This window comes from Franconibacter sp. IITDAS19, assembly GCF_023079515.1.
GTDB classification, from domain to species: Bacteria; Pseudomonadota; Gammaproteobacteria; order Enterobacterales; family Enterobacteriaceae; genus Franconibacter; species Franconibacter pulveris.
Genome location: NZ_JALJCP010000008.1, coordinates 354,587 through 380,098, shown reverse-complemented (window position 1 = coordinate 380,098; position 25,512 = coordinate 354,587). Strand labels below are relative to the sequence as shown.

17 protein-coding genes are annotated in these 25,512 nt (G+C 56.4%); 11 read left to right on the top strand and 6 right to left on the bottom strand.

What is annotated here, in order from left to right; genetic code table 11:
- The first annotated feature begins 25 nt into the window (after nt 1-25).
- The 4 genes from MT962_RS18875 to glpQ all read left to right on the top strand — a co-directional run bounded on the left by MT962_RS18875 (nt 26) and on the right by glpQ (nt 4,626).
- On the top strand, nt 26-568 hold the full coding sequence (locus tag MT962_RS18875) for a YfaZ family outer membrane protein (protein WP_024556244.1): 543 nt from the start codon (nt 26-28) through the stop codon (nt 566-568).
- A gap of 92 nt (nt 569-660) precedes the next feature.
- Nucleotides 661-1,857, top strand: a complete 1,197-nt coding sequence (locus tag MT962_RS18870; RefSeq protein ID WP_247366216.1) for a nicotinamide mononucleotide deamidase-related protein YfaY — start codon at nt 661-663, stop codon at nt 1,855-1,857.
- Nucleotides 1,858-2,205: 348 nt separating this feature from the next.
- The gene (gene glpT, locus MT962_RS18865; protein ID WP_024556246.1) at nt 2,206-3,558 is read left to right on the top strand and encodes a glycerol-3-phosphate transporter; all 1,353 of its coding nucleotides are present in this window, start codon (nt 2,206-2,208) and stop codon (nt 3,556-3,558) included.
- A 9-nt stretch (nt 3,559-3,567) separates the two neighbouring features.
- A complete protein-coding gene (gene glpQ / locus MT962_RS18860; RefSeq protein WP_048888502.1) occupies nt 3,568-4,626 on the top strand; it encodes a glycerophosphodiester phosphodiesterase in 1,059 nt (352 codons plus the stop codon).
- Between the two features lie 38 nt (nt 4,627-4,664).
- Here the strand turns inward: glpQ and yfaE are convergent, their stop codons facing one another.
- The 4 genes from yfaE to ubiG form a co-directional block, all read right to left on the bottom strand.
- Nucleotides 4,665-4,919: a class I ribonucleotide reductase maintenance protein YfaE gene (yfaE, locus tag MT962_RS18855; RefSeq protein ID WP_024556248.1), complete on the bottom strand. Its 255-nt coding sequence runs from the start codon at nt 4,917-4,919 to the stop codon at nt 4,665-4,667.
- Nucleotide 4,920: 1 nt separating this feature from the next.
- On the bottom strand, nt 4,921-6,051 hold the full coding sequence (nrdB, locus tag MT962_RS18850; RefSeq protein WP_024556249.1) for a class Ia ribonucleoside-diphosphate reductase subunit beta: 1,131 nt from the start codon (nt 6,049-6,051) through the stop codon (nt 4,921-4,923).
- 141 nt (nt 6,052-6,192) lie between these two features.
- Nucleotides 6,193-8,478: a class 1a ribonucleoside-diphosphate reductase subunit alpha gene (nrdA, locus tag MT962_RS18845; RefSeq protein WP_024556250.1), complete on the bottom strand. Its 2,286-nt coding sequence runs from the start codon at nt 8,476-8,478 to the stop codon at nt 6,193-6,195.
- 343 nt (nt 8,479-8,821) lie between these two features.
- Nucleotides 8,822-9,556 carry a bifunctional 2-polyprenyl-6-hydroxyphenol methylase/3-demethylubiquinol 3-O-methyltransferase UbiG gene (ubiG, locus tag MT962_RS18840; RefSeq protein WP_048888501.1) on the bottom strand — a complete coding sequence of 245 codons (735 nt, stop codon included), beginning with the start codon at nt 9,554-9,556 and terminating at the stop codon, nt 8,822-8,824.
- 158 nt (nt 9,557-9,714) lie between these two features.
- Between ubiG and gyrA the strand changes: the two genes are divergently transcribed.
- Both gyrA and rcsC read left to right on the top strand, forming a co-directional pair.
- On the top strand, nt 9,715-12,360 hold the full coding sequence (gene gyrA, locus MT962_RS18835) for a DNA topoisomerase (ATP-hydrolyzing) subunit A (RefSeq protein WP_024556252.1): 2,646 nt from the start codon (nt 9,715-9,717) through the stop codon (nt 12,358-12,360).
- 127 nt (nt 12,361-12,487) lie between these two features.
- A complete protein-coding gene (gene rcsC, locus MT962_RS18830; protein WP_024556253.1) occupies nt 12,488-15,337 on the top strand; it encodes a two-component system sensor histidine kinase RcsC in 2,850 nt (949 codons plus the stop codon).
- 77 nt (nt 15,338-15,414) lie between these two features.
- On the opposite strand, the gene rcsB is transcribed toward rcsC, so the two are convergent.
- Together rcsB and rcsD are read right to left on the bottom strand one after the other, a co-directional pair.
- A complete protein-coding gene (rcsB, locus tag MT962_RS18825; RefSeq protein WP_024554072.1) occupies nt 15,415-16,065 on the bottom strand; it encodes a response regulator transcription factor RcsB in 651 nt (216 codons plus the stop codon).
- Nucleotides 16,066-16,081: 16 nt separating this feature from the next.
- A complete protein-coding gene (gene rcsD / locus MT962_RS18820; RefSeq protein ID WP_024556254.1) occupies nt 16,082-18,751 on the bottom strand; it encodes a phosphotransferase RcsD in 2,670 nt (889 codons plus the stop codon).
- An 847-nt stretch (nt 18,752-19,598) separates the two neighbouring features.
- Between rcsD and MT962_RS18815 the strand changes: the two genes are divergently transcribed.
- The 5 genes from MT962_RS18815 to MT962_RS18795 all read left to right on the top strand — a co-directional run bounded on the left by MT962_RS18815 (nt 19,599) and on the right by MT962_RS18795 (nt 25,387).
- Nucleotides 19,599-20,720, top strand: coding sequence for a porin OmpC (locus tag MT962_RS18815; protein WP_247366215.1), 1,122 nt, complete (start codon nt 19,599-19,601; stop codon nt 20,718-20,720).
- A 107-nt stretch (nt 20,721-20,827) separates the two neighbouring features.
- Nucleotides 20,828-21,871, top strand: a complete 1,044-nt coding sequence (gene apbE / locus MT962_RS18810) for an FAD:protein FMN transferase ApbE (RefSeq protein WP_247366214.1) — start codon at nt 20,828-20,830, stop codon at nt 21,869-21,871.
- A 73-nt stretch (nt 21,872-21,944) separates the two neighbouring features.
- Nucleotides 21,945-23,015: a bifunctional DNA-binding transcriptional regulator/O6-methylguanine-DNA methyltransferase Ada gene (gene ada / locus MT962_RS18805; RefSeq protein WP_247366213.1), complete on the top strand. Its 1,071-nt coding sequence runs from the start codon at nt 21,945-21,947 to the stop codon at nt 23,013-23,015.
- Entirely contained in the window at nt 23,015-23,662 is a 648-nt protein-coding gene (gene alkB / locus MT962_RS18800; protein WP_247366212.1) for a DNA oxidative demethylase AlkB, read from the top strand. Before ada ends, alkB begins: the two co-directional genes overlap by 1 nt.
- 78 nt (nt 23,663-23,740) lie before the next feature.
- Nucleotides 23,741-25,387, top strand: a complete 1,647-nt coding sequence (locus tag MT962_RS18795) for a multidrug ABC transporter permease/ATP-binding protein (RefSeq protein WP_024556259.1) — start codon at nt 23,741-23,743, stop codon at nt 25,385-25,387.
- Nucleotides 25,388-25,512: the final 125 nt, after the last annotated feature.

Sequence of the window (25,512 nt, the reverse complement as noted above, 5' to 3'; positions counted from 1 at the left end):
TATTTGCTTATTTGAGATACACGGAATGAAAAAATTACTGATTGCGGGCGTGAGCGGGCTGCTCTTCGTGGCTTCCCAGGCGAACGCGCTGAGCGTGGGCGGCGAAGTGGGCGAGCATTACACCAATATTACCGGCGGCTTCGGCACCGAAAGCACTGGCCTTGCGCTGAACGGCAACTGGGCGCACAACGATGACCACGGCGATATCGCCGGTCTCGGACTTAACTTCAACCTGCCGCTGGGGCCGTTTATGCTCTCTCCTGGCGTAAGAGGCGTTTACCTGAATCCGAAAGCGGGTAGCGAAGGTTACGCGGCGGCAGTCGGCGGCGGCGTGAAATTGCCGATCGGCCAGAGCTTCTCGCTGTTTGGCGATTATTACTACTCTCCGGATTCGCTCTCCAGCAGCATTGATGATTATCAGGAAGCGAACGTCGGCGCGCGCCTCTCTGTTCTGCGTCCGCTCAGCATCGAAGCGGGCTATCGTTACATTAACGTCAGCGGTAAAGACGGCGACCGCGACAGCAAACTGGCCGACGGCCCGTACGTCGGCGTCAGCGCAGCCTTCTGATCCTCCAGGCGCGGCGTCCGTCGCGCCTTTTCTTCCCCTTTCTCCCGCCCGCTTGCGCTATAGTGAAGCGTTCCCTTTGTGTGGAGAAAATAATGCTGAAAGTAGAAATGCTCTCGACGGGCGACGAAGTGCTGCACGGTCAGATAGTCGATACCAACGCCGCATGGCTTGCGGATTACCTCTTTGAGAACGGCTTTCCCATGACCCGTCGCAACACGGTGGGCGACAATCTTGAGGCGCTGGCGGCCATTTTGCAGGAGCGCAGCCAGCAGGCGGACATCGTGATTGTGAACGGCGGTCTCGGGCCGACCAGCGACGATCTTAGCGCCGAAGCCGCAGCGAAAGCGGCGGGCGTCGGGCTGGAGCTACATGAAGAGTGGCTCGCGCATATGGAGCAGTTTTTCTCCTCCCGCGGGCGCGTGATGGCCCCGAGCAACCGCAAACAGGCGATGATCCCGGCAGGCAGCGAGATGGTGGACAACCCCGTCGGTACCGCCTGCGGTTTCGCCATGACGCTTAACCGCGCAGTCATTTTCTTCACACCTGGGGTGCCTTCGGAGTTTCGCCAGATGGTGCAGCAGCAGATAGTGCCGCGCCTGCGTCAGCGCTTCCCTGAAGTCGAGCCGCCGGTTTGTCTGCGTCTCACGACCTTTGGCCGTTCGGAAAGCGATCTCGCGCAGAGCCTTGACTCGCTTACGCTGCCGCCGGGTGTGGTGATGGGCTACCGCTCCTCCATGCCGATTATCGAACTGAAACTGACCGGCCCTGCGAAGGCGCGCGAGGCGATGGAAGCGGTGTGGCCGAAGGTTCGCGAGGTGGCGGGAGAAAGTCTGATTTTCGAAGGAACGGAAGGGCTGCCAGCCCAGCTTGCCCGCCGCTTGCAGGAAAAACCGCTGCGTCTGTCGCTCAGCGAACAGTTCACCGCCGGGCTGCTGGCGCTGCAACTGCGTTCTGCGGGCGCGCCGCTGCTGGATAGCGAGGTGTTGACGGACCGCGATGAAACGCTGCAGGAAGCCGCACAGCGGGCTGCGGCGCTGGTGCAGAAGGCGGGCAGCGAGCTGACGCTGGTGGTGGGCGCCATGCGCGACGAGCAATTAAATATTGTGCTGTGCACGCCGGTCGGACTGCACGCGGTGCGCCTCAAATTCAGCGCTAACCGCCATGAGCTGCGCACTCGTCAGGAAGTCTGCGCCATGATGGCGCTGAACATGCTGCGCCGCTGGCTCAACGACGCGCCTGTTACTTCAGAGCACGGCTGGGTGCAGGTGGTGGAAGCCTTCAGTCAGTAACGCCTGCGGCTTACCCTTGTAAAACGCAGCGGGCGGAAGCCTGCTGCGTGACATTGCTTTATTCTCCGCCCCTCAGCATGCGCTCACGCATTACAGTGCTTTTCATTTTTTGCCGATCAGAATCACAAACCTAAATTTTTATGTTGGTTAGCGAGCGTATTCGACCATCAAGCGAAAACAAAAGAACATAAAAAAGGCAATAAATCTTCGTTTGTCATAAAACTGTAACAATATGTGCGATGTTTCACAGCAATTATGACAAAGCTCCCGTATTCTCCTGCGCGAAAACAAACATAAGCGGCGCAAATGACTTCGTGTCCGCAGATCAATACCTGCCAGGAGAATGTAATGCTAAGTATTTTCAGACCTGCCGCCCATCAGGCGCGGCTTCCCGCGGATCGTGTCGATCCCGTTTATCGCCGCCTGCGCTGGCAGATCTTCATGGGAATTTTCTTTGGCTACGCAGCCTACTATCTGGTGCGCAAAAACTTCGCGCTTGCCATGCCTTATCTGGTGGAGCAGGGTTTTTCCCGCGGCGACCTCGGGTTTGCGCTTTCCGGTATTTCCATTGCTTATGGTTTTTCGAAGTTCATCATGGGTTCGGTTTCGGACCGTTCAAACCCGCGCGTTTTCCTGCCGGCCGGGCTTATTCTGGCGGCGGCGGTGATGTTGTTTATGGGTTTCGTGCCCTGGGCGACCTCCAGCATAATGGTGATGTTTGTGCTGCTGTTTCTTTGCGGCTGGTTCCAGGGAATGGGGTGGCCGCCGTGCGGGCGCACCATGGTGCACTGGTGGTCGCAGAAGGAGCGCGGCGGTATTGTTTCGGTCTGGAACTGCGCCCATAACGTGGGCGGCGGCATTCCGCCGCTGCTGTTCCTGCTCGGCATGGCCTGGTTTAACGACTGGCATGCGGCGCTCTATATGCCTGCTTTCGGCGCTATTTTGGTCGCAATTATCGCCTTCGCTTTAATGCGCGACACGCCGCAATCCTGCGGTCTGCCGCCGATTGAAGAGTACAAAAACGACTACCCGGACGACTACAGCGAAAAAGATGAGCAGGAGCTGACAGCGAAGCAGATCTTCATGCAATACGTGCTGCCGAACAAGCTGCTGTGGTATATCGCTATCGCTAACGTGTTTGTCTACCTGCTGCGCTACGGCATCCTCGACTGGTCGCCGACTTACCTGAAAGAGGTGAAGCACTTCGCGCTGGATAAATCTTCCTGGGCCTATTTCCTGTATGAATATGCCGGGATCCCGGGGACGCTGCTCTGCGGCTGGATGTCCGATAAAGTCTTTAAAGGCAACCGTGGCGCGACCGGCGTCTTCTTTATGACGCTGGTTACTATCGCGACTGTCGTTTACTGGATGAACCCGCCGGGCAACCCGAACGTGGATATGGCCTGCATGATAATCATCGGCTTCTTGATTTACGGCCCGGTAATGTTGATTGGCCTGCATGCGCTGGAGCTGGCGCCGAAAAAAGCGGCGGGTACGGCGGCGGGCTTTACCGGCCTCTTCGGCTACCTCGGCGGTTCGGTGGCGGCGAGCGCGATTGTCGGTTACACCGTTGATTTCTTCGGCTGGGATGGCGGCTTTATGGTGATGGTGGGCGGCAGCATTCTCGCCGTACTGTTGCTGGTGGTTGTCATGATTGGCGAGCGTAAACGCCATCAGGAATTGCAGGAAAAACGCGCTTAAGGGGCACAGATGAAGCTTAAAACAACGCTTATGACGCTGGCGCTTTGCGCCGTGGCGGGGAGCGCGGCGGCGAGCGATAAAATCGTGATTGCGCACCGCGGCGCAAGCGGCTACCTGCCGGAGCATACGTTGCCGGCTAAAGCGATGGCCTATGCCCAGGGGGCGGATTTCCTTGAGCAGGATCTGGTGATGACAAAGGATGACCAGCTGGTGGTGCTGCATGACCACTACCTGGATCGCGTCACCGACGTGGCGGAACGTTTTCCCGACCGGGCGCGTAAAGACGGGCGCTATTACGCCATCGACTTTACGCTCGCGGAGATCAAATCCCTGAAATTCACCGAGGGGTTTGATCTCGAAAACGGCAAAAAGGTGCAGACCTTCCCGGGCCGTTTTCCGATGGGCAAATCAGATTTCCGCGTGCACACCTTTGAAGAGGAAATTGAGTTCGTTCAGGGGCTGAACCACGCAACCGGCAAGCGCATCGGCATCTACCCGGAGATTAAAGCCCCCTGGTTTCACCATCAGGAAGGGAAAGATATCGCGGCGAAGGTGCTCGGGGTGCTGAAGCAGTATGGCTATGTTGCAAAGCGAGATGCTGTTTACCTGCAATGCTTTGACGCTAATGAGCTTAAGCGCATTAAAACCGAGCTTGAGCCGAAGATGGGGATGGATCTGAAGCTGGTGCAGCTTATCGCGTACACCGACTGGAACGAAACCCAGCAGAAGCAGCCAGACGGCACCTGGGTTAACTACAGCTACGACTGGATGTTCAAACCTGGCGCAATGAAAGAGATTGCGAAATATGCCGACGGCATTGGCCCTGATTACCACATGCTGGTGGCGCCAGGGTCGACAAAGGGGAACGTGAAGCTCACGGCGATGGCGCAGGAAGCGCATGCCAGCCGCTTGCCTGTTCATCCTTATACCGTGCGCGCCGATAAGCTTCCGGACTACGTCAGCGATGTGAATCAGCTTTATGAAGTGCTTTACCGCCAGGCCGATGTGGAAGGGGTGTTTACCGACTTCCCGGACAAAGCGGTGCAGTACCTGCACAAAAACCAATAAAAAAGGGGCTTCGGCCCCTTTTGCTTTTCTGTACGAGATTACATTTCTATTTCTATATCCCCCTGCGCTTTGCAGCAGCAGGGGAGAATTTCGCCTGGCTGAATAAACGCCAGCGGCTCGGTAAGCCAGGTGACCTGGCCTGTCACCAGCTTCGTGCGGCATGAGCCGCAGTAGCCTTCGCGGCACTGGTATTCCACCGCCACCTTGTGCGATTCGAGCGCGATAAGCAGCGAAGGATGCTCCTCGTCACACTCAAGCTGTGAACCGGTGAGGCGAAGCGTAACGCGGCACATATCAGAGCTGGAAGCTGCTGAGATCGTCGTGGTCGATTTCAGAATCGATCTGGCCGACCAGATAAGAGCTCACTTCCACTTCCTGCGGCGCCACCTGCACGTTATCGGAAACCAGCCAGGTGTTGATCCACGGGATCGGGTTTGAGCGGGTCTTAAACGGCAGATCCAGACCCACAGCCTGCATGCGGATGTTCGTAATGTACTCGACGTACTGGCAGAGGATATCTTTGTTCAGGCCGATCATCGAGCCGCCCTGGAACAGGTATTCCGCCCACTCTTTTTCCTGCTGCGCCGCCAGCACGAACAGGTCGTAACACTCCTGTTTGCACTCTTCGGCTATCTGCGCCATCTCGGGGTCATCTTCGCCGCTGCGCATCAGGTTCAGCATATGCTGGGTGCCGGTGAGGTGCAGCGCTTCGTCGCGGGCAATCAGACGAATAATTTTGGCGTTGCCTTCCATCAGTTCGCGCTCGGCGAAAGCGAAGGAGCAGGCGAAGCTGACGTAGAAGCGAATCGCTTCCAGCGCGTTCACGCTCATCAGGCACAGGTAGAGCTTCTTCTTCAGCTCGTGCAGGTTCACGGTAACGGTTTTGCCGTTCACGCTGTGGGTGCCTTCGCCCAGCAGATGCCAGTAGCTGGTCAGCTCGATCAGGTCATCATAGTAATGAGAGATGCCTTCGGCGCGCTTTAAGATCTGCTCGTTGGTGACGATATCATCAAACACCAGCGCCGGGTCGTTCACGATGTTGCGGATGATGTGCGTATAAGAGCGCGAGTGGATAGTCTCGGAAAAGGCCCAGGTTTCAACCCAGGTTTCCAGCTCCGGAATAGAGATAAGCGGCAGCAGCGCGACGTTCGGGCTGCGGCCCTGAATGGAGTCCAGCAGCGTCTGGTATTTCAGGTTGCTCAGGAAGATATGCTTTTCATGCTCCGGCAGCGCCTGGAAATCGATGCGGTCGCGGGAGACATCCACCTCTTCCGGACGCCAGAAAAACGAAAGCTGCTTTTCGATAAGCTTTTCGAAAATTTCATATTTTTGCTGATCGTAGCGCGCTACGTTGACCGGCTGGCCGAAGAACATGGGTTCAAGAAGCTGGTCGTTTTTCGTCTGTGAAAAAGTGGTGTAGGCCATGACGTAAATCCTGTGAAACGGCTTTGTTGATAAGAGGCGATTTGAGTATGCCTCTCACCCCGGCCCTCTCCCCGCAGGGGCGAGGGGGAAAAGAGAAACCCTCTTCACCGGGAAGAGGGCTGCTTCAGGTCAACGACCTTCTTAAATCTTACAAGCGCCGCTTTCGCAGCCGTCGTCCTGAATGGACGGCGCCAGGTCATCCTGGGCATCTTCCGCACCGTCGCGGGTGTTCTGGTAGTACAGCGTTTTCACGCCGAACTTGTACGCGGTGAGCAAGTCTTTCAGGAGCTGCTGCATCGGCACTTTGCCTGACGGGAAGCGCTGCGGGTCGTAGTTGGTGTTCGCCGAAATCGACTGGTCGATGAATTTCTGCATCAGACCTACCAGTTGCAGATAGCCGTCGTTGTTCGGCATTTCCCACAGCAGTTCATACTGCTCTTTCAGGTGTTCGTAATCCGGCACCACCTGACGCAGAATGCCGTCCTTCGACGCTTTGATGCTGATGTGGCCACGCGGCGGTTCAATGCCGTTGGTGGCGTTGGAAATCTGCGAAGAGGTTTCCGAAGGCATCAGCGCCGACAGGGTGGAGTTGCGCAGGCCGTGCGTTTTGATCGATTCGCGCAGGGTTTCCCAGTCGTAGTGCAGCGGTTCGTTAGCAATCGCATCCAGGTCTTTTTTGTAGGTGTCGATTGGCAGGATGCCTTTGCTGTAAGTGGTTTCGTTGAACCACGGGCAGGCGCCTTGCTCTTTCGCCAGCTCGTTAGACGCCTTCAGCAGGAAATACTGAATAGCCTCGAACGTTTTGTGCGTCAGGTTGTTGGCGCTGCCGTCGGAGTAACGCACGCCGTGCTTCGCCAGGTAGTAAGCGAAGTTGATAACGCCGATACCCAGCGTACGGCGACCCATCGCGCCGCGTTTTGCGGCCGGGATCGGGTAATCCTGGTAGTCGAGCAGGGCGTCAAGGGCGCGTACCGCAAGAATAGCCAGCTCTTCCAGTTCGTTCAGGTTCTCAATCGCGCCAAGGTTAAAGGCAGAGAGGGTGCAGAGCGCGATTTCGCCATTCTCGTCGTTGACATCTTCCAGCGGTTTGGTCGGCAGCGCGATTTCCAGGCACAGGTTAGACTGGCGCACCGGCGCGACAACCGGGTCAAATGGGCTGTGGGTGTTGCAGTGGTCAACGTTCTGGATGTAGATGCGGCCGGTGGAGGCGCGCTCCTGCATCATCAGCGAGAAGAGCTCGGACGCTTTGATGCGCTGCTTGCGAATACTGTCGTCTTTTTCATATTTCACATACAGACGTTCGAACTCATCCTGGTCGGCGAAGAACGCGTCGTACAAGCCCGGTACGTCGGACGGGCTGAACAGGGTTATCTCTTCACCTTTCAGCAGACGGGTGTACATCAGCTTGTTGATCTGCACGCCGTAATCCATGTGACGCACGCGGTTCGCTTCGGTGCCGCGGTTGTTCTTCAGCACCAGCAGGCTTTCCACTTCCAGATGCCACATCGGGTAGAAGAGGGTCGCCGCGCCGCCGCGAACGCCGCCCTGGGAGCAAGATTTCACCGCGGTCTGGAAATGCTTGTAGAACGGGATGCAGCCGGTATGGAACGCTTCGCCGCCGCGAATGGGGCTTCCGAGCGCGCGAATGCGGCCGGCGTTGATGCCGATGCCCGCGCGCTGGGAAACATATTTCACAATCGCGCTGGAGGTGGCGTTAATGGAGTCCAGGCTGTCGCCGCACTCGATAAGCACGCAGGAGCTGAACTGGCGAGTCGGGGTGCGCACGCCGGACATGATCGGCGTCGGCAGCGAAATTTTAAAGGTGGAGACCGCGTCGTAGAAGCGTTTCACGTAATCCAGACGGGTTTCACGCGGGTAGCCGGAGAAGAGGCAGGCCGCAACCAGTATGTAGAGGAACTGCGCGCTCTCGTAAATTTCGCCGGTGACACGGTTCTGAACCAGGTATTTCCCTTCCAGCTGCTTAACGGCCGCATAGGAGAAGTTCATGTCGCGATGATGGTCGATAAAACCGTCCATCTGCTGGAACTCTTCTTCCGTGTAGTCTTCCAGCAGATGTCTGTCGTATTTGCCCAGCTCAACCATGTTGACGACATGAGCATAAAGCTTCGGCGGCTCAAACTGGCCGTAGGCTTTTTTACGCAGGTGGAAGATAGCCAGGCGCGCGGCCAGGTACTGGTAGTCCGGGGCGTCGCGGGAGATAAGATCCGCCGCGGCCTTGATGATGGTTTCATGAATGTCGGAGGTTGTGATGCCATCATAGAACTGAATGTGAGAACGCAGTTCCACCTGAGAGATGGATACGTTGTTCAGCCCTTCAGCCGCCCAGTCGAGAACACGATGAATTTTGTCCAGATCGATGCGCTCTTTACGGCCATCACGTTTTGTCACCAGCAGACTCTGATTCATGTGAAATATACCTGTCCGTGAAATAGAAATATCCCCCGCTTATTCACAGGGCTAACTTTGTGATTAACTCTGTGGATAAATACTATATATAGGGGGTTTGAGATAAGTGAAACGCTATATGGTGAGTATTCTAGTCTGGATTCTTTTGAGAACAAGGCTTGATTTCAACGTTAATTTGCGGTTACGAAACGATGAAATTATCTAAGTGCGCGTCTTATAAGGGCTGAAGGTCGTGTCAATATCAGAAGAAAAAAAATGAAAATATGATCGAACGCCGATTTCCTGGTCAGCCAAAAAATTGCGCAACAGAACGCTGCGCAATTTTTAATACGAAAAGCTTATATCAGGCAGGGTTTTTGGCTTCAGTATGCAACATATAATTTACATCAACCCCAGGCGCGAGCTTGAAGCGGTTGGTTATCGGGTTGTAGTGCAGGCCGATAATATGGCGCTCTTTTAATCGCTGGGTTTCGTCCACCCAGCCGAGCAATTCCGCAGGTTTGATGAATTTTTTCACATCGTGCGTGCCTTTCGGCACCATGCGCAGCACATATTCCGCGCCGACTACCGCCATCAGCCAGGCTTTGCCGTTGCGGTTTAAGGTAGAGAAGAAAACGTGGCCGCCGGGTTTAACCAGCTTCGCGCACGCCTGAACTACCGAGCGCGGGTCCGGCACATGTTCAAGCATCTCCATGCAGGTCACCACGTCATAAGCGCCCGCGTTCTGGAGAGCGTGCTCTTCCACCGTTTGCTGAACGTAATCCACCTGAACGCCGCTTTCGAGCGCATGCAGGCGCGCCACCTGCAGGGGCTCGAAGCCCATATCGAGTCCGGTCACCGATGCGCCTTCGCGGGCCATGCTTTCAGCCAGAATGCCGCCGCCGCAGCCGACATCCAGCACGTTTTTGCCGAACAGGCCGCCTGAACGCTCGACGATATAGCCAAGGCGCAAGGGATTGATGCGATGCAGCGGTTTAAACTCGCCTTCCAGATCCCACCAGCGCGACGCTACGGCTTCGAATTTGGCAATTTCTTCGTGGTCAACGTTGCGCGCAACGGGGGGTTTTTCAGCATTCATCAGCGCATTTACTCCTTTCTTCGCAAGAGCGTCGAGTATAACAGGCAAAACAGGGGAATAAAGCGCTCTGCGGGTCTATTCCGCTTACTGATAATCACCCGCTTGTGTTATAATTTCCGACCTTTGAATCCGGGACACAGTAGAGGGATAACGGTCAGATGAGCGACCTTGCCAGAGAAATTACACCGGTCAACATTGAGGAAGAGCTGAAGAGCTCCTATCTGGATTACGCGATGTCGGTTATTGTCGGCCGCGCGCTTCCGGATGTCCGAGATGGCCTCAAACCCGTTCACCGCCGCGTACTTTACGCCATGAACGTGTTGGGCAACGACTGGAACAAAGCCTACAAAAAATCCGCCCGTGTTGTCGGCGACGTAATCGGTAAATACCATCCCCACGGTGACTCCGCGGTTTACGACACAATCGTGCGTATGGCGCAGCCGTTCTCGCTGCGCTACATGCTGGTCGACGGCCAGGGCAACTTCGGCTCCATCGACGGCGACTCCGCAGCGGCGATGCGTTATACCGAAATCCGCCTGGCGAAAATCGCCCATGAACTGATGGCCGACCTTGAGAAAGAGACGGTCGATTTCGTTGATAACTACGACGGCACGGAAAAAATTCCTGAAGTCATGCCGACGAAGATCCCGAACCTGCTGGTTAACGGCTCGTCCGGCATCGCGGTTGGGATGGCGACCAACATTCCGCCGCATAACCTTACCGAAGTGATTAACGGCTGCCTCGCTTATATCGAGGACGAAGACATCAGCGTAGAAGGGCTGATGGAGTACATTCCAGGGCCAGACTTCCCGACCGCTGCGCTGATTAACGGCCGCCGCGGCATCGAAGAGGCGTACCGCACCGGTCGCGGCAAAATCTACATTCGCGCCCGCGCGGAAGTGGAAGCGGATGCGAAAACCGGCCGCGAAACCATCATCGTGCATGAAATTCCGTATCAGGTGAACAAAGCGCGCCTGATTGAGAAAATCGCCGAGCTGGTGAAAGAAAAACGCGTTGAAGGCATCAGCGCGCTGCGCGACGAGTCTGATAAAGACGGCATGCGCATCGTCATTGAGATTAAGCGTGACGCAGTGGGCGAGGTGGTGCTGAATAACCTGTACTCCCAGACCCAACTACAGGTCTCCTTTGGCATCAACATGGTGGCGTTGCACCATGGCCAGCCGAAGATCATGACGCTGAAAGAGATTCTGGCCGCGTTTGTCCGTCACCGTCGTGAAGTGGTGACGCGTCGCACGATTTTCGAACTGCGCAAAGCGCGCGAACGCGCCCATATCCTTGAAGGTCTGGCGGTCGCGCTGGCGAATATCGACCCGATCATCGAGCTTATCCGCCGTGCGCCGACGCCAGCGGAAGCGAAAGCGGGCCTGGTTTCCGCAGGCTGGGATCTTGGCAACGTGGCCGCCATGCTCGAGCGCGCCGGCGATGACGCCGCGCGTCCGGAGTGGCTGGAGCCGGAGTTCGGCATTCGCGATGGCAAATACTACCTGACCGAACAGCAGGCCCAGGCGATCCTCGACCTGCGTCTGCAGAAACTGACCGGTCTTGAGCACGAAAAACTGCTCGACGAGTACAAGCAGCTGCTGGATGAGATTGCCGAGCTGCTGCACATCCTCTCCAGCGCCGATCGTCTGATGGAAGTCATTCGTGAAGAGCTGGAAGCGATCCGCGACCAGTTTGGTGACGAGCGCCGTACCGAAATCACCGCGAACAGCGCCGATATCAACATTGAAGATCTGATCAACCAGGAAGATGTGGTGGTCACCCTGTCTCATCAGGGCTATGTGAAGTATCAGCCGCTTTCGGATTACGAAGCGCAGCGCCGCGGCGGGAAAGGCAAATCCGCCGCGCGTATTAAAGAAGAGGACTTTATCGATCGTCTGCTGGTGGCCAACACCCATGACACGATCCTCTGCTTCTCCAGCCGCGGCCGTCTCTACTGGATGAAGGTCTACCAGTTGCCGGAAGCGAGCCGCGGGGCGCGCGGCCGTCCTATCGTCAACCTGCTGCCGCTGGAAGCGAACGAGCGCATCACCGCCATTCTGCCGGTGCGCGAATACGAAGAAGGCGTCAGCGTCTTTATGGCGACCGCCAGCGGCACCGTGAAGAAAACGGCGCTTACTGAGTTCAGCCGTCCGCGTACCGCCGGCATCATCGCCGTCAACCTGAAAGAGGGCGACGAGCTGATTGGCGTCGACCTCACCGCGAAGGATGACGAAGTGATGCTCTTCTCGGCGCAGGGTAAAGTGGTGCGCTTCAAAGAAGACGCCGTGCGTCCGATGGGCCGTAACGCCACTGGCGTGCGCGGCATCCGTCTGGCGGACAGCGACAGCGTCGTTTCGCTTATCGTGCCGCGCGGCGAAGGGGCTATCCTCACCGCCACGCAGAACGGTTACGGCAAACGTACGCCGGTTGAAGAGTATCCGACCAAATCCCGCGCCACCAAGGGCGTTATCTCCATCAAGGTGACCGAGCGCAACGGCGCGGTGGTCGGCGCGGTGCAGGTAGACGAGTGCGACCAGATCATGATGATCACCGATGCCGGTACGCTGGTGCGCACCCGCGTTTCGGAAATCCGTGAAGTGGGCCGTAACACCCAGGGCGTTATCCTCATCCGCACGGCGGAAGAGGAAAACGTGGTGGGTCTGCAGCGCGTGGCCGAGCCGGTGGATGACGAAGAGCTCGACTCCATCGACGGCAGCGTCGCGGAAGGCGACGACGAAATCGCATCTGAAGTTGAAGAAGACGATATCGACGACGCGGAAGAAGACGACGCAGACGAGTAATTCATTTGTTCTGTGTCATAAGGGCCGGGAAACCGGCCCTTTGCTTTGCCGTTGCGACCTTGGGTTTTTACGGCTACCTTAAACGACATTCTTTTTTTATCACCTGTCGACGGCTACCGGTGCCACCTTGAAATACTTCGTCTCTTTTCGCACGACGCTTAAAGTCTCGCGCTATCTGTTCCGGGCTTTAGCCTTACTGCTGTGGCTGCTTATCGCGCTGTTTTCCGTGTTTTATATTGTTGGCGCGCTTCATGATAAAGAGGCGGAAATCCATCAGGAATTCAACCTCAGCTACGACCAGGCGCAGCGCTATATTCAGCGCACCTCGGACGTCATGAAAGAGCTGAAGTACATTGCGGAAAACCAGCTCCAGAACGACGATAAAACCCTGAAAATGACCCAGCGGTCTGACGACCGGCTCGACACGCCGACCTTTGTGCCGCTCTTTCCCGATTCAGACTGCAATACCCTGGGCAACGCCTGGCGCGGCTCGCTGCAGTCGCTCTCCTGGTTTTTACGTTACTGGCACGATAATTTTTCAGCGGCCTACGATCTCAATCGCGTCTTTTTGATTGGCTCAGATAATCTCTGTATGGCCGATTTTGGGCTGCGCGATATGCCGCTTGAGCGCGACAAAACGTTGCAGGCGCTGCACGAGCGCATCATGAAGTATCGCAACGCGCCGCAGGAAGAGCGGGGCAACAGCCTTTACTGGGTAGGGCAGGGGCCGCGTCCTGGCATCGGTTATTTCTACTCCCTGACGCCGGTCTATCCGGGCAACCGACTGCAGGCGCTGCTTGGCATTGAGCAAACCATCCGCATGGAGAACTTCTACACTCCCGGCAGCCTGCCGATGGGCGTGACTATCCTGGATGAGAGCGGCCATCCGCTGCTTTCCTTAACCGGGCCGGAAACGCGCATCGAGCCGGACCCGCGCTGGGTGCAGGAACGCACCTGGTTTGGCTATACCGCCCGCTTTAAGCAGCTCATCCTCAAGAAAACGCTGCCGCCGTCTTCGCTCAGCATTATCTACTCCGTGCCGGTGGATATGGTGCTGGAGCGCATCCGCATGCTTATCCTTAACGCCGTATTGCTGAACGTGCTGGTGGGGATTGTGCTCTTTACGCTGGCGCGCATGTATGAACGGCGCATTTTCATTCCGGCGGAAAACGATGCCCAGCGGCTGGAGGAGCATGAGCAATTCAACCGTAAGATTGTCGCCTCCGCGCCGGTGGGGATTTGCATTCTCCGTACCGTAGACGGCACCAATATTCTTTCGAACGAACTGGCGCACAATTACCTCAACATGCTCACTCATGAAGACCGCCAGCGCCTTACGCAGATTATTTGCGGCCAGCAGGTTAACTTCGTCGACGTGTTGACCAGCAATAACACCAACCTGCAAATCAGCTTCGTGCATTCGCGCTACCGTAATGAGAACGTGGCTATCTGCGTACTGGTGGATGTTTCCGCACGCGTGAAGATGGAAGAGTCGCTGCAGGATATGGCGCAGGCGGCGGAGCAGGCGAGCCAGTCGAAATCGATGTTCCTCGCGACGGTGAGCCACGAACTGCGCACCCCGCTTTACGGCATTATCGGTAACCTCGACCTGCTGCAAACCAAAGCGCTGCCGAAAGGGGTCGACAGGCTGGTGACGGCGATGAACAACTCGTCGAGCCTGCTGCTTAAAATCATCAGCGATATTCTCGACTTCTCGAAAATTGAGTCCGAGCAGTTGAAAATCGAGCCGCGCGAGTTCTCCCCGCGGGAAGTGATGAGCCATATCACCGCCAACTATCTGCCGCTGGTGGTGCGCAAACAGCTCGGCCTTTACTGTTTTATCGAGCCGGATGTGCCGCTGACGCTGCAGGGCGACCCGATGCGTCTGCAACAGGTCATCTCCAACCTGTTAAGCAATGCCATCAAGTTCACCGACATCGGCTGCATTATTCTGCATGTGCAGGTCGAAGGGGATTACCTGAGCTTCCGCGTGCGCGATACCGGCGTCGGCATCCCGGCGAAAGAGGTGGTGCGTCTTTTCGACCCGTTCTTCCAGGTCGGCACGGGCGTGCAGCGCAACTTCCAGGGCACCGGGCTGGGCCTCGCGATTTGCGAAAAACTCATCAGCATGATGGATGGCGATATCTCGGTAGATACTGAACCTGGCATGGGCAGCCAGTTCACCGTGCGCATTCCGCTTTATGACGCGCAGACGCCGCCGAAAGCGAGCATCGACGGTCTGGCGGATAAACGCTGCTGGCTCGCCGTGCGAAACGCCTCGCTGAACCACTATCTCCAGACGCTGCTTGAGCAAAACGGGATTCGGGTGCAGTGCTATGAAGGCGAAGAGCCAGATAAAGAAGACGTGCTGATTACCGACGATGAGCTTGACGGCGCCTGGCGCGGCCGCGCCGCGATTATCTTCTGCCGTCGCCATATCGGCATCCCGCTTGAGCGAGCCGCCGGCGTCTGGCTGCACAGCGTCGCTTCGCCGCATGAAGTCATCACGCTGCTTGGGCGCATTTACAGCATTAATGTCGCGGTGCCTGCGGGCGCGTCTGCGTTGCAGGCTGCCGCCAGCAATACCGAGCAGAACGACGATATGATGATTCTGGTGGTTGACGATCATCCTATTAACCGTCGCCTGCTGGCCGACCAGCTTGGTTCGCTCGGCTATCAGTGCAAAACCGCCAATGACGGCGTGGATGCGCTTAACGTACTCAGTAAAAATCATATCGATATTGTGCTGAGCGACGTTAACATGCCGAACATGGATGGTTATCGCCTGACGCAGCGCATCCGCCAGTTGGGGCTGACGCTGCCGGTAGTTGGCGTGACCGCTAACGCGCTGGCGGAAGAGAAGCAACGCTGTATCGAATCGGGCATGGACAGCTGTTTGTCCAAGCCGGTTACGCTGGATGTGCTTAAGCAGACGCTTGCCGTCTATGCCGAGCGGGTGCGCCGGGCGCGAGGATAAGCGGGAATAAAAAAAGCGCGGCGGGTGAACGTCGCGCTTCGATAAAAAAGCCCTCGCAGAGTAGCGAGGGCTTTTTTTTAGTCTTTGTCCGCAGGCGTCAGGCTTACGGAAGAGAGGTAGTTAAGCAGGGCGATATCGTTATCAACGCCAAGCTTCATCATCGCCGATTTCTTCTGGCTACTGATGGTTTTGATGCTGCGGTTTAGCTTCTTGGCGATTTCCGTCACCAGGAAACCTTCTGCGAAGAGGCGCAGCACTTCGCTCTCTTTCGGCGACAGGCGTTTATCGCCATAGCCGCCCGCGCTGATTTTCTCAAGCAGACGGGAAACGCTTTCCGGCGTGAACTTTTTGCCTTTTTGCAGCGCAGCCAGCGCTTTCGGCAGATCGGTCGGCGCGCCTTGCTTAAGCACGATGCCTTCGATATCCAGATCCAGTACGGCGCTCAGGATAGCCGGGTTATTGTTCATGGTCAGAACGATAATGGACAGGTTCGGGAAATGGCGCTTAATGTATTTGATAAGAGTAATGCCATCGCCATATTTATCGCCCGGCATAGAGAGATCGGTGATAAGGACGTGTGCGTCAAGCTTTGGCAGGTTATTGATCAATGCTGTGGAATCTTCGAACTCACCGACAACGTTCACCCACTCGATTTGTTCAAGAGATTTACGAATGCCGAACAGAACAATCGGATGGTCATCGGCAATAATTACGTTCATATTGTTCATGTATTAGGCTACCTTGCTACAGCAAGCTTTTGACGTAAGCGTCAATGTCGCTGATATATTTTTCTATGGTTGGTGCATCATTCTCGCGAATGTGATGCTCCAGCGTTTCACATAGCTGCTTGCCGGGTATCAGATTCAGCATCGCAAACACCCCTTTCAGGCGATGCGCTGTCAGCGCAAGCGAAGCAAAGTCGCCTGCTGCTGATTCAGTATACAGCCTCTGAACATCGTCCGGTACCGTGTCGACAAACAGCGCGTAATAGCCGCTGGCATGGAGCTGCGTATTCTCATCGCCGCCCAAAGGTGACTCGGGAACTTCTTCCTGTGCCAGCTGCTCCTCTATAAGTTGTAGCACTGCTTCCTGCATAGCATTACTGATGTTGAAATTGACGCGGAACTTACCGTTACCGATTCGCTTCACGCCGTCCTCATCATCGCTTAAAAGCAGGCCATTGGCAGTAAGATTAGACGGATTATCTGTTAAAAAGATATCAAACTCTTGACTTGCCAGTCTTTCATCTGGCGTGATGCAGGTCGCTCCCCACTGTTCAAGCTGGCGAACCACCACATTTCGCACCTCGTTGGAGGTGACATCCACCATCGCTACCACGTCATCCAGCAGGCCTTCTTCACGCTCGGTTTCATCAACCGGCTCCGCCGCCATCGTAACGTGCAGTGAATAGCGGGTGCCGAGATCCTGACGCGATTTAATGTTCAGGCTGCCGCCAAGACGGCGGGCCAGCTGGTTGCACAGCCAGAAGGTCAGGCCGTTTGCCTTGCCGAAGCGGTCGCCCGTGGTGTCATTCAGGAACGGGAAGTGAAGGTTATCGATTTCTGCGTTATGAATGCCGTCGCCGGTATCGAGAATGCGCAGCAGCAGCCGCTCCTTCTCATGCTCTTCGGCGCTAATCTCCAGCGTGATTTTGCCCATCTGCGTGGTGGTCACGGAATAGTGCAGCAGCATCAGTACGATCTTACGCAGCGCTTCGCGGTCGCCATGGCGCTCTTCATTGGCGGGCAACTGGTTATTGATAAGCAGCTGCAACCCCTTGCGTTTGATAACGGGCAATACTTCCGGCACGACTTCGTCAATAAGATCCTGAATGACGAAGGCGCTGCTGTGGCTCTTCCAGTTATCCGCCTCCAGTTGATTCGCCAGCTGGATTTCGTCCACCAGGCGCACAATGCGGTCGGCCTGATCCGCAAGCGCCAGGCTTTCCTGGGTATGCAGCGCGGTAGCCTGCTCTGCCAGTTGCTTCACCGGCGCGCTTAGCGCCTCGCCCATGTGGTGCATAAAGGCAACGCGGCCCTGCTGGTTTTTCTCATACAGACGCTGCGCCTGCTTAAGCTTTTTGTTCACCAGAATTTCGCGGTCCTGATCGCGAATGATAAAAATCTGCGTGCGCGAAGCGACCTGGCTGCGGAACTGGCGAATCTCATAAAGTTCGTTATTCACCGTCGCCTGAATCACCCCCTGGTGCTGGTCCGCCATTGAGGTGATGTTCTGCAGGTTAAGATGCGGTAACAGGTGATCGGCAATCTTATTGCTGATAACCGTACGGTTAGTTTCCTGGTCATGCACCAGCAGGCCGAGCGGCAGCAAAGAGACAATCTCTTCATTTAACGCGCGCAGCATATGCAGTTCTTTATTATTGCCACCCGGCGTTTCCTGGGCGCGGGGCGCAGGCTGGTTGCGAAACGTGGTGTAGCCGAACAGCGCCAGCGCCAGCAGGCCCAGGTTCAGCAGCAGCGGCAGCAAAATGTTTTGCAGCGTGTCCATCATCAGCGTGCCGAACGGCACTTCCCATACCAGCCGCAGACTGGTGGAGCTCAACGGCGAGGCGATTTCGATGCGCGAGCTGTTGAAGTTAATGGTGACGCTATCGGGCGTTTCTTTGTCCGTACCGGACAACGTGGCCTGGCTGTTGTCCTGCTCAAGGCGGAAGCTTTCCAGCGGCATGCCCGGCGGGATCAGATCGTTGATGGGCAAATCAAACGCCACCACGGTCGCGAGGTGCCCGGGCTGGTTGAAGGTGGTGCGCAGCGTAAAGTAAAGGCCGTTTTGCCAGGCAAGACGGCGCAGCGGCGAAAAGCTTTCTCGCTCGTCCAGCGCGTTAGCCTGTTGCAGCATTTCCGCACGGCGAGAATCGACAATAGTGCCGACAGAAGATTCTTTAAAGCCGGAGGAGAGATCTTTCAGCGGCAGGGTAGAGATGAGGATCATGCTGTTATCCTGGCCGTTCAGGTAGTACATCGACCAGGGCACGGTTTCAGCGCCCCACAGCGTATCAAGGTATGTTGAGATGCGCTGAGTCATCTCCAGCGTAGAGCTGTCATGAGAGCCGAAAATCAGCGCTTCGGTCTTCCGGCGCGGCTTTTCCAGATAATAGACATCCTGACGTAACCGGGTTTCCTGAAGATTGGCGCCTTCAGGGGCGGAAGGCGAGGCGGCGATATTGTCATAAATCTGCCAGGTGGCGTAACGCCAGGTATCGACCCGTTTGTGCATGGCGCGGGTGATATCCACTATCTGATAGCTTCGGTCTTTCAGCCAGGCGTTAACCGCGCTCTGCACCATCACGCCCAGCGAGACCAGCAGCACCACGATCAGCAATAAAAAGAAACGGGTAATGCTGCCCGGCATCAGGGAAAACTTGTTGGGGATCATCGCGTCTGACTGACTCATCGTTGTGTGCAATCCACCGGCCATACGCCGTCATCAAAAAGAACTCTGCTTGCTGCCTGTATCGGGAAAACGTCTCACTGTTACAGCACGGGGCGGCAAAGGGCAGGGCGTTTCCGGACGTTCGCCAGTATCGCAAATCATGCAGTATAAAGCGAAACGTATGATTTTCCAGATGGATGATAACTGCGCTAAATAAAAAGCGGCTGCGCAAGGTGTAACGCCTTGGCACGTTGCGCAATAAAAAAACAAAGTGAGGATGAAAAGCGAGCGGTTGCGATTAAGCCAGACGGAAAAGCACTAAATAACAAACAAGCAATTATAGAGTATGTGCAGGAAATTTACCTTAAACCCTAAGTTGATTGTTTAATAGTCGTTAAGATTTATCTCAATATGGCGGGGAAATAACGAGGCGGGTAAATTCAGCAAAAAAAAACCGGATGCGTGCATCCGGATATAATAGGGGTAAAACGAACATTCAGATTTGAATGACGGTAATAAATAAAGTTAATGATGATAGCGAGAGTAATTTTAGTCGCGAACGCGCCAGATGTTTTGGCAATCAGTGCGGTAAAAAATATCATGCACTATGCTCATGATTTATATATTTTATTTTATGTTTTTTGATATTTAGTGCGGATGTTTTTAGCAATTAGTGCGAATAAAAAGTTCCCTCTTATTAATATTTAGTTACACCTGCAGGCACAAAAGATACATCTTCAAAGTTTTCGTATCATATTCGCGTTGGATTCTTCCGATTTTTTGCGGAGAATGGTTTCGCCGGCTGACCTAAAAAGCGTCAGTACGCAGTGGCAAATAAAAAGGCATATAACAATAGAGGGTTAATAAGATGAAAGTTAAAGCACTATCCCTCCTGATCCCAGCTCTGCTGGTAGCAGGTACCGCACAGGCGGCTGAAATTTATAACAAAGACGGCAACAAATTAGATCTGTTCGGTAAAGTTGACGGTCTGCACTATTTCTCTGACGACGCGGGTAACGACGGCGATCAGACCTACATGCGTATTGGTTTCAAAGGCGAAACCCAGGTTAACGACCAGATCACCGGTTACGGCCAGTGGGAGTACCAGGTTCAGGGTAACGATGCGGAAACCGGTAACCGTTCCTGGACGCGTGTGGCTTTCGCGGGCGTGAAATTCGGCGACGCGGGCTCTTTCGACTACGGTCGTAACTACGGCGTTATCTACGATGTGACTTCCTGGACCGACGTTCTGCCGGAATTCGGCGGCGACACGTACGGCGCGGATAACTTCATGCAGCAGCGCGGCAACGGCTTCGCAACCTACCGCAACACCGATTTCTTCGGTCTGGTTGATGGTCTGAACTTCGCGCTGCAGTATCAGGGTAAAAACGGCAGCGTCAGCGGTGAGAACGACGCGGCTGGCGGCCGCAGCCTGCTGAAACAGAACGGCGATGGCTACGGCGCATCTCTGACCTACGATCTGGGCGAAGGCTTCGCCATCGGCGCTGCAGCTACCTCCTCCAAGCGTACCTCTGACCAGAATGCGGCGGGCGTTTACGGTAACGGCGACCGTGCTGATGTGTATAGCGGCGGCGTGAAATACGACGCTAACAACATCTACCTGGCGGCGGAGTACTCTCAGACTTACAACGCTACCCGTTTTGGTACGTCTAACGGCAGCGGTCGTACTGCGGGTTACGGCTTTGCTAACAAAGCGCAGAACTTCGAAGTGGTTGCGCAGTACCAGTTCGACTTCGGTCTGCGTCCTTCCGTGGCTTACCTGCAGTCCAAAGGTAAAGACATCGAAGGCGGTTACGGCGATCAGGATCTGCTGAAATATGTTGATGTGGGCGCGACCTACTACTTCAACAAAAATATGTCCACCTATGTGGATTACAAAATCAACCTGGTGGACGACAACGACTTTACCCGTGCCACCGGCATTGGTACTGACGATATCGTCGCGCTGGGCCTGGTTTACCAGTTCTAAGCTTGTATATCTGCGTAAGGGGCCTGCGGGCCCCTTTTTTATTGCTCCGCCGCCAACGTCGCCCACTTTTGTTGTACCCTGTCGCCGCGTAAGTTTGAGGATATAAAATGAAGTTTCACTCTCTTTGCGCGAGCCTTATGGCCTGCGCATTACTTCTTGCCGGCTGCGACAATTCATCATCAACCGAAGCGCAGCCCCTTGTGCTGGAAGGCAAAACCATGGGCACGTTCTGGCGCGTAAGTCTGGCGGGCGTTGAGCGCGCACGCGCAGAAGAGTTGCGCAAGAAAATCCAGGCGCAGCTCGACGGCGACGACCAGCGGCTTTCTACCTGGAAAAACGACTCGGCGTTGATGCGCTTTAACCATTCCCGCAGCACGCAGCCCTGGCCGGTGGACGAGTCGATGAGCGATATCGTGACGCTGTCGTTGCGCATCGGCGCAAAAACCGATGGCGCTATGGACATCACCGTCGGCCCGCTGGTGAATTTATGGGGGTTCGGCCCCGACAAGCAGCCGGTGAAAACGCCGGATGACAGACAAATCGCGGCGGCGAAGGCGCGCACCGGCCTGCAGCATCTTTCGGTGATAAACCGCGCAGGACAGCAGTATCTGCAAAAAGATCTGCCGGATCTTTATGTGGACCTTTCAACCGTCGGCGAAGGATACGCGGCCGATGGCCTGGCGCGCCTGATGGAGCGCGAAGGGATAAGCCGCTATCTGGTCTCTGTCGGCGGCGCGCTCTCAAGCCGGGGCGACAACCCGCAGGGGCAGCCGTGGCGCGTGGCTATCCAGAAGCCGACCGACCAGCAAAACGCCGTTCAGGCGATTGTCGATATTAACGGCCACGGCATCAGCACTTCCGGCAGCTACCGCAACTACTATGAGCTCGACGGTAAACGGCTTTCGCACGTTATCGACCCCGCCACCGGACGGCCAATCACCCATAAGCTGGTTTCCGCGACCGTTATCGCGCCCACGGCGCTGGAGGCGGATGGCTGGGATACCGGGCTCATGGTCCTGGGGCCGGAGAAAGCCAAAGCGGTGGCGTTGAAAGAGGGCCTTGCGGTCTATCTGGTCACTAAAGAGGAGGACGGGTTCTCGGCCTGGATGTCGCCGTCGTTTCACGCTTTTCTGCTGAGTGATAAAAATTAAAAAGCAAGAAGGCGGGTTTTTCACGCGTGCCGTAAGGGCAGAGTAGGGCTACCTTATAAAAGAGGAGTCTGTTATGAAACGCGACGATTTTACGTCTGAGCAGGCGCGCTGGCAGGCGGTGGAAAGCCGCGATGCCCGTGCGGACGAGCGCTTTGTCTTCGCGGTGGTGACCACCGGCATCTTCTGCCGTCCCTCCTGCCGCGCCCGTCGCCCGCTGCGCGACAATGTTCGTTTTTACCCCGATGCCGCCGGCGCGCTGGCCGCGGGGTTTCGTCCCTGCAAGCGCTGCCAGCCCGATAAGTCGCCGCCGCAGCAGCAGAAGGCGATGCGTATCGCCGCCGCCTGCCGACAAATGGAGACGAGCATCGCCCCGTTAACCCTCGCGGAGCTGGCGCAAAGCGCTGCGATGAGTCCTTACCACTTTCATCGGCTGTTTAAATCGGTAACCGGGCTTACACCCAAAGCCTGGCAGCAGGCGCTGCGGGGGCAAAAGCTGCGTAAGGCGTTGCGCGACGGTGAGAGCGTGACCGGGGCGATTTACGCCTCCGGCTATGCCTCCGGCAGCGCTTTTTATCGCGAAGCCGACGCGGCGCTTGGCATGACGCCGCGGCAATATTTACGCGGCGGCGAAAGCGCCCCGGTCGACTGGACGATAGTTTCCTGCCAGTTGGGCCTGTGTCTGGTGGCGCAAAGCGAACGGGGAGTCTGCGCTATTTTGCCTGGCGAAAGCCGCGAGCGGCTTGAGTCTGAGCTATTAACGCTCTTTCCCCATGCGCAACCTTCGCAGGACGCCGATTTTCACCAGCGCGTCGCGCAGGTGGTGGCGTTTCTTGACGCACCGGCAGGAGAGTGGACGCTGCCGCTCGACATTCGCGGCACCGCCTTTCAGCAGCAGGTCTGGCAGGCGCTGCGCGCCATTCCCGCCGGCAGCACGGTCAGCTACAGCGAACTGGCGCAAAAGATTGGCAAGCCTGGCGCCGTGCGGGCGGTGGCGAGCGCCTGCGCCGCCAATAAACTGGCGGTGGCGATCCCTTGTCACCGTGTTGTGCGCAGCGACGGGGCGCTCTCGGGCTACCGCTGGGGCGTTGAGCGCAAGGCCGCATTGCTGGCGCGCGAAGCAAAAATAAAGAAAAAGGAGAGCTAATGGATCTGTTTGCCGACCAGCCACCCTGGCGGGAGCCGCTTGATGACGGCGCGGTGATATTGCGCCGGTTCGCCTTCGCCAACGCCGCTGAACTGCTGGCGACTATCGCGCAGGTGGCGGCGCAGTCGCCGTTTCGCCAGATGGTTACGCCAGGCGGCTATACCATGTCGGTGGCGATGACCAGCTGCGGCCCGCTCGGCTGGACCAGCAGCCGCAGCGGCTACCGCTACGCGCATCACGACCCGCTTACCGGTAAACCCTGGCCTGAAATGCCGCCCGCCTTTCGCACGCTTTGCGACGACGCGGCCCGGGCGGCAGGCTATCCCGATTTCCAGCCGGACGCTTGTCTGATTAACCGCTACGCGCCGGGGGCGAAGCTCTCGCTGCATCAGGATAAGGACGAGCCTGACCTGCGCGCGCCCATTGTTTCCGTCTCGCTTGGGCTGCCTGCGGTGTTTCAGTGGGGCGGCCTCAAGCGCAGCGATCCGCTTAAAAGGCTGCTGCTTGAGCACGGCGACGTCGTGGTGTGGGGCGGGCCGTCGCGCCTTTATTATCATGGCGTCCAGCCGTTGAAGCCTGGCTGCCATCCCGATACCGGGCCCTGGCGTTACAACCTTACCTTCCGCCAGGCGGGCGACGGCGAATAAAAATAAGAATTATTCTTGCCGTCGCGTTCACGCCGTTTAAACTGCTCGCTGTTTTGTTTTCTGTGGGTAGCCGCTTTTATGGAACTTCTGCGCCTTGTCTGGCGCCAGTACCGTCTGCCGTTTGTGCTGGTGCTGGCGTTAAGCCTCGCCAGCGCCGCGCTGGGTATTGGCCTTATCGCTTTTATTAACCAACGTCTCATCGCGACCGTCGATTTATCGCTTGCGGTATTGCCGGCGTTTCTCGGCCTGCTGTTGCTGCTGATGGCCGTGACGCTCGCCTCGCAGCTGGCGTTAACGATGCTCGGCCACCATTTTGTTTATCGCCTGCGCAGCGAATTCATCAAGCGCATTATGGATACGCCGGTTGAACAAGTGGAAAAGCTCGGCAGCGCCACGCTGCTGGCGGGGCTTACCAGCGACGTTCGTAATATCACGGTCGCCTTTGTGCGTTTGCCGGAGCTGGTGCAGGGGATAATTCTGACGATCGGCAGCGCCGTTTACTTAGGCTGGCTGTCGTCGAAAATGCTGCTGGTCACCGCCGTCTGGATAGCTATCACGCTGTGGATAGGCTACCTGCTGGTGCAGCGCGTTTATAAGCACATCGCCACGCTTCGTGAAGTGGAAGAGAGCCTTTACAACGACTTCCAGACCCTGCTGGAAGGGCGTAAGGAGCTGGCGCTCAACCGCGAGCGCGCCGAATACATTTTCGACCAGGTTTACAAGCCGGATGCGCAAAGCTACCGCCAGCACATTATTCGCGCCGACACCTTCCACCTGAGCGCAGTGAACTGGTCCAACATCATGATGCTTGGCGTGATTGGGCTGGTGTTCTGGATGGCGAACGGCCTTGGCTGGGCCGATACCAACGTAGCGGCGACCTACTCGCTGGCGCTGCTCTTTTTACGCACGCCGCTGCTTTCCGCCATGGGGGCGCTGCCGACGCTGCTTACCGCTCAGGTGGCGTTTAACAAACTGAAGCAGTTCCAGCTGGCTGATTACGAGCCCGCCTTTAAACGCCCGCAAAAGTTTGCCGACTGGCAAACGCTTGAGCTTCGCGACGTCACCTTTAAATACAGCGACGGCAGCTTCGGCGTTGGGCCGCTGAATCTCACGATCAAGCGCGGCGAACTGCTGTTTCTGATTGGCGGCAACGGCAGCGGCAAATCCACGCTCGCCATGCTGCTCACTGGCCTTTATGAGCCTGCCAGCGGCGACATTTTGCTCGATGGCGAGGTGATTGCCGCAAGCGAAATGGAGGCTTATCGCCAGCACTTCTCGGCGGTCTTCACCGACGTCTGGCTTTTCGACAAGCTGCTGGGGCCGCAGGGCGAAGAGGCCGACCCGGCGCTGGTGGACGCGTGGCTGAACCGGCTGAAAATGGCCGGGAAGCTGGAGCTGGATAACGGCAAAATTCTTAACCTTAAGCTTTCGAAAGGGCAGAAAAAGCGCGTGGCGCTGCTGCTGGCGCTGGCGGAAGATCGCGATATTATCCTGCTGGATGAATGGGCGGCGGATCAGGACCCTCATTTCCGCCGCGAGTTTTATCAGGTACTGCTGCCGCTGATGCAGCAGATGGGTAAAACCATCTTCGCCATCAGCCACGACGATCACTATTTTATTCACGCAGACCGTCTGCTGGAGATGCGCCAGGGCCATTTAAGCGAGTTGACCGGCGACGAGCGGGCGCTGGCGAGCCGCGATGCGGTGGCGCGCACCGGCAGTTAATCGTAACGAGGCGGCTGGCTGTTAACCGGCCGCAATATCATCCCGATTTATTTATTCACTCTTTCTGAAAGACGAATTCTGCGCTGCTTAATTGTTCCTTTTTGGTTAACTTCTTCTATTAATTA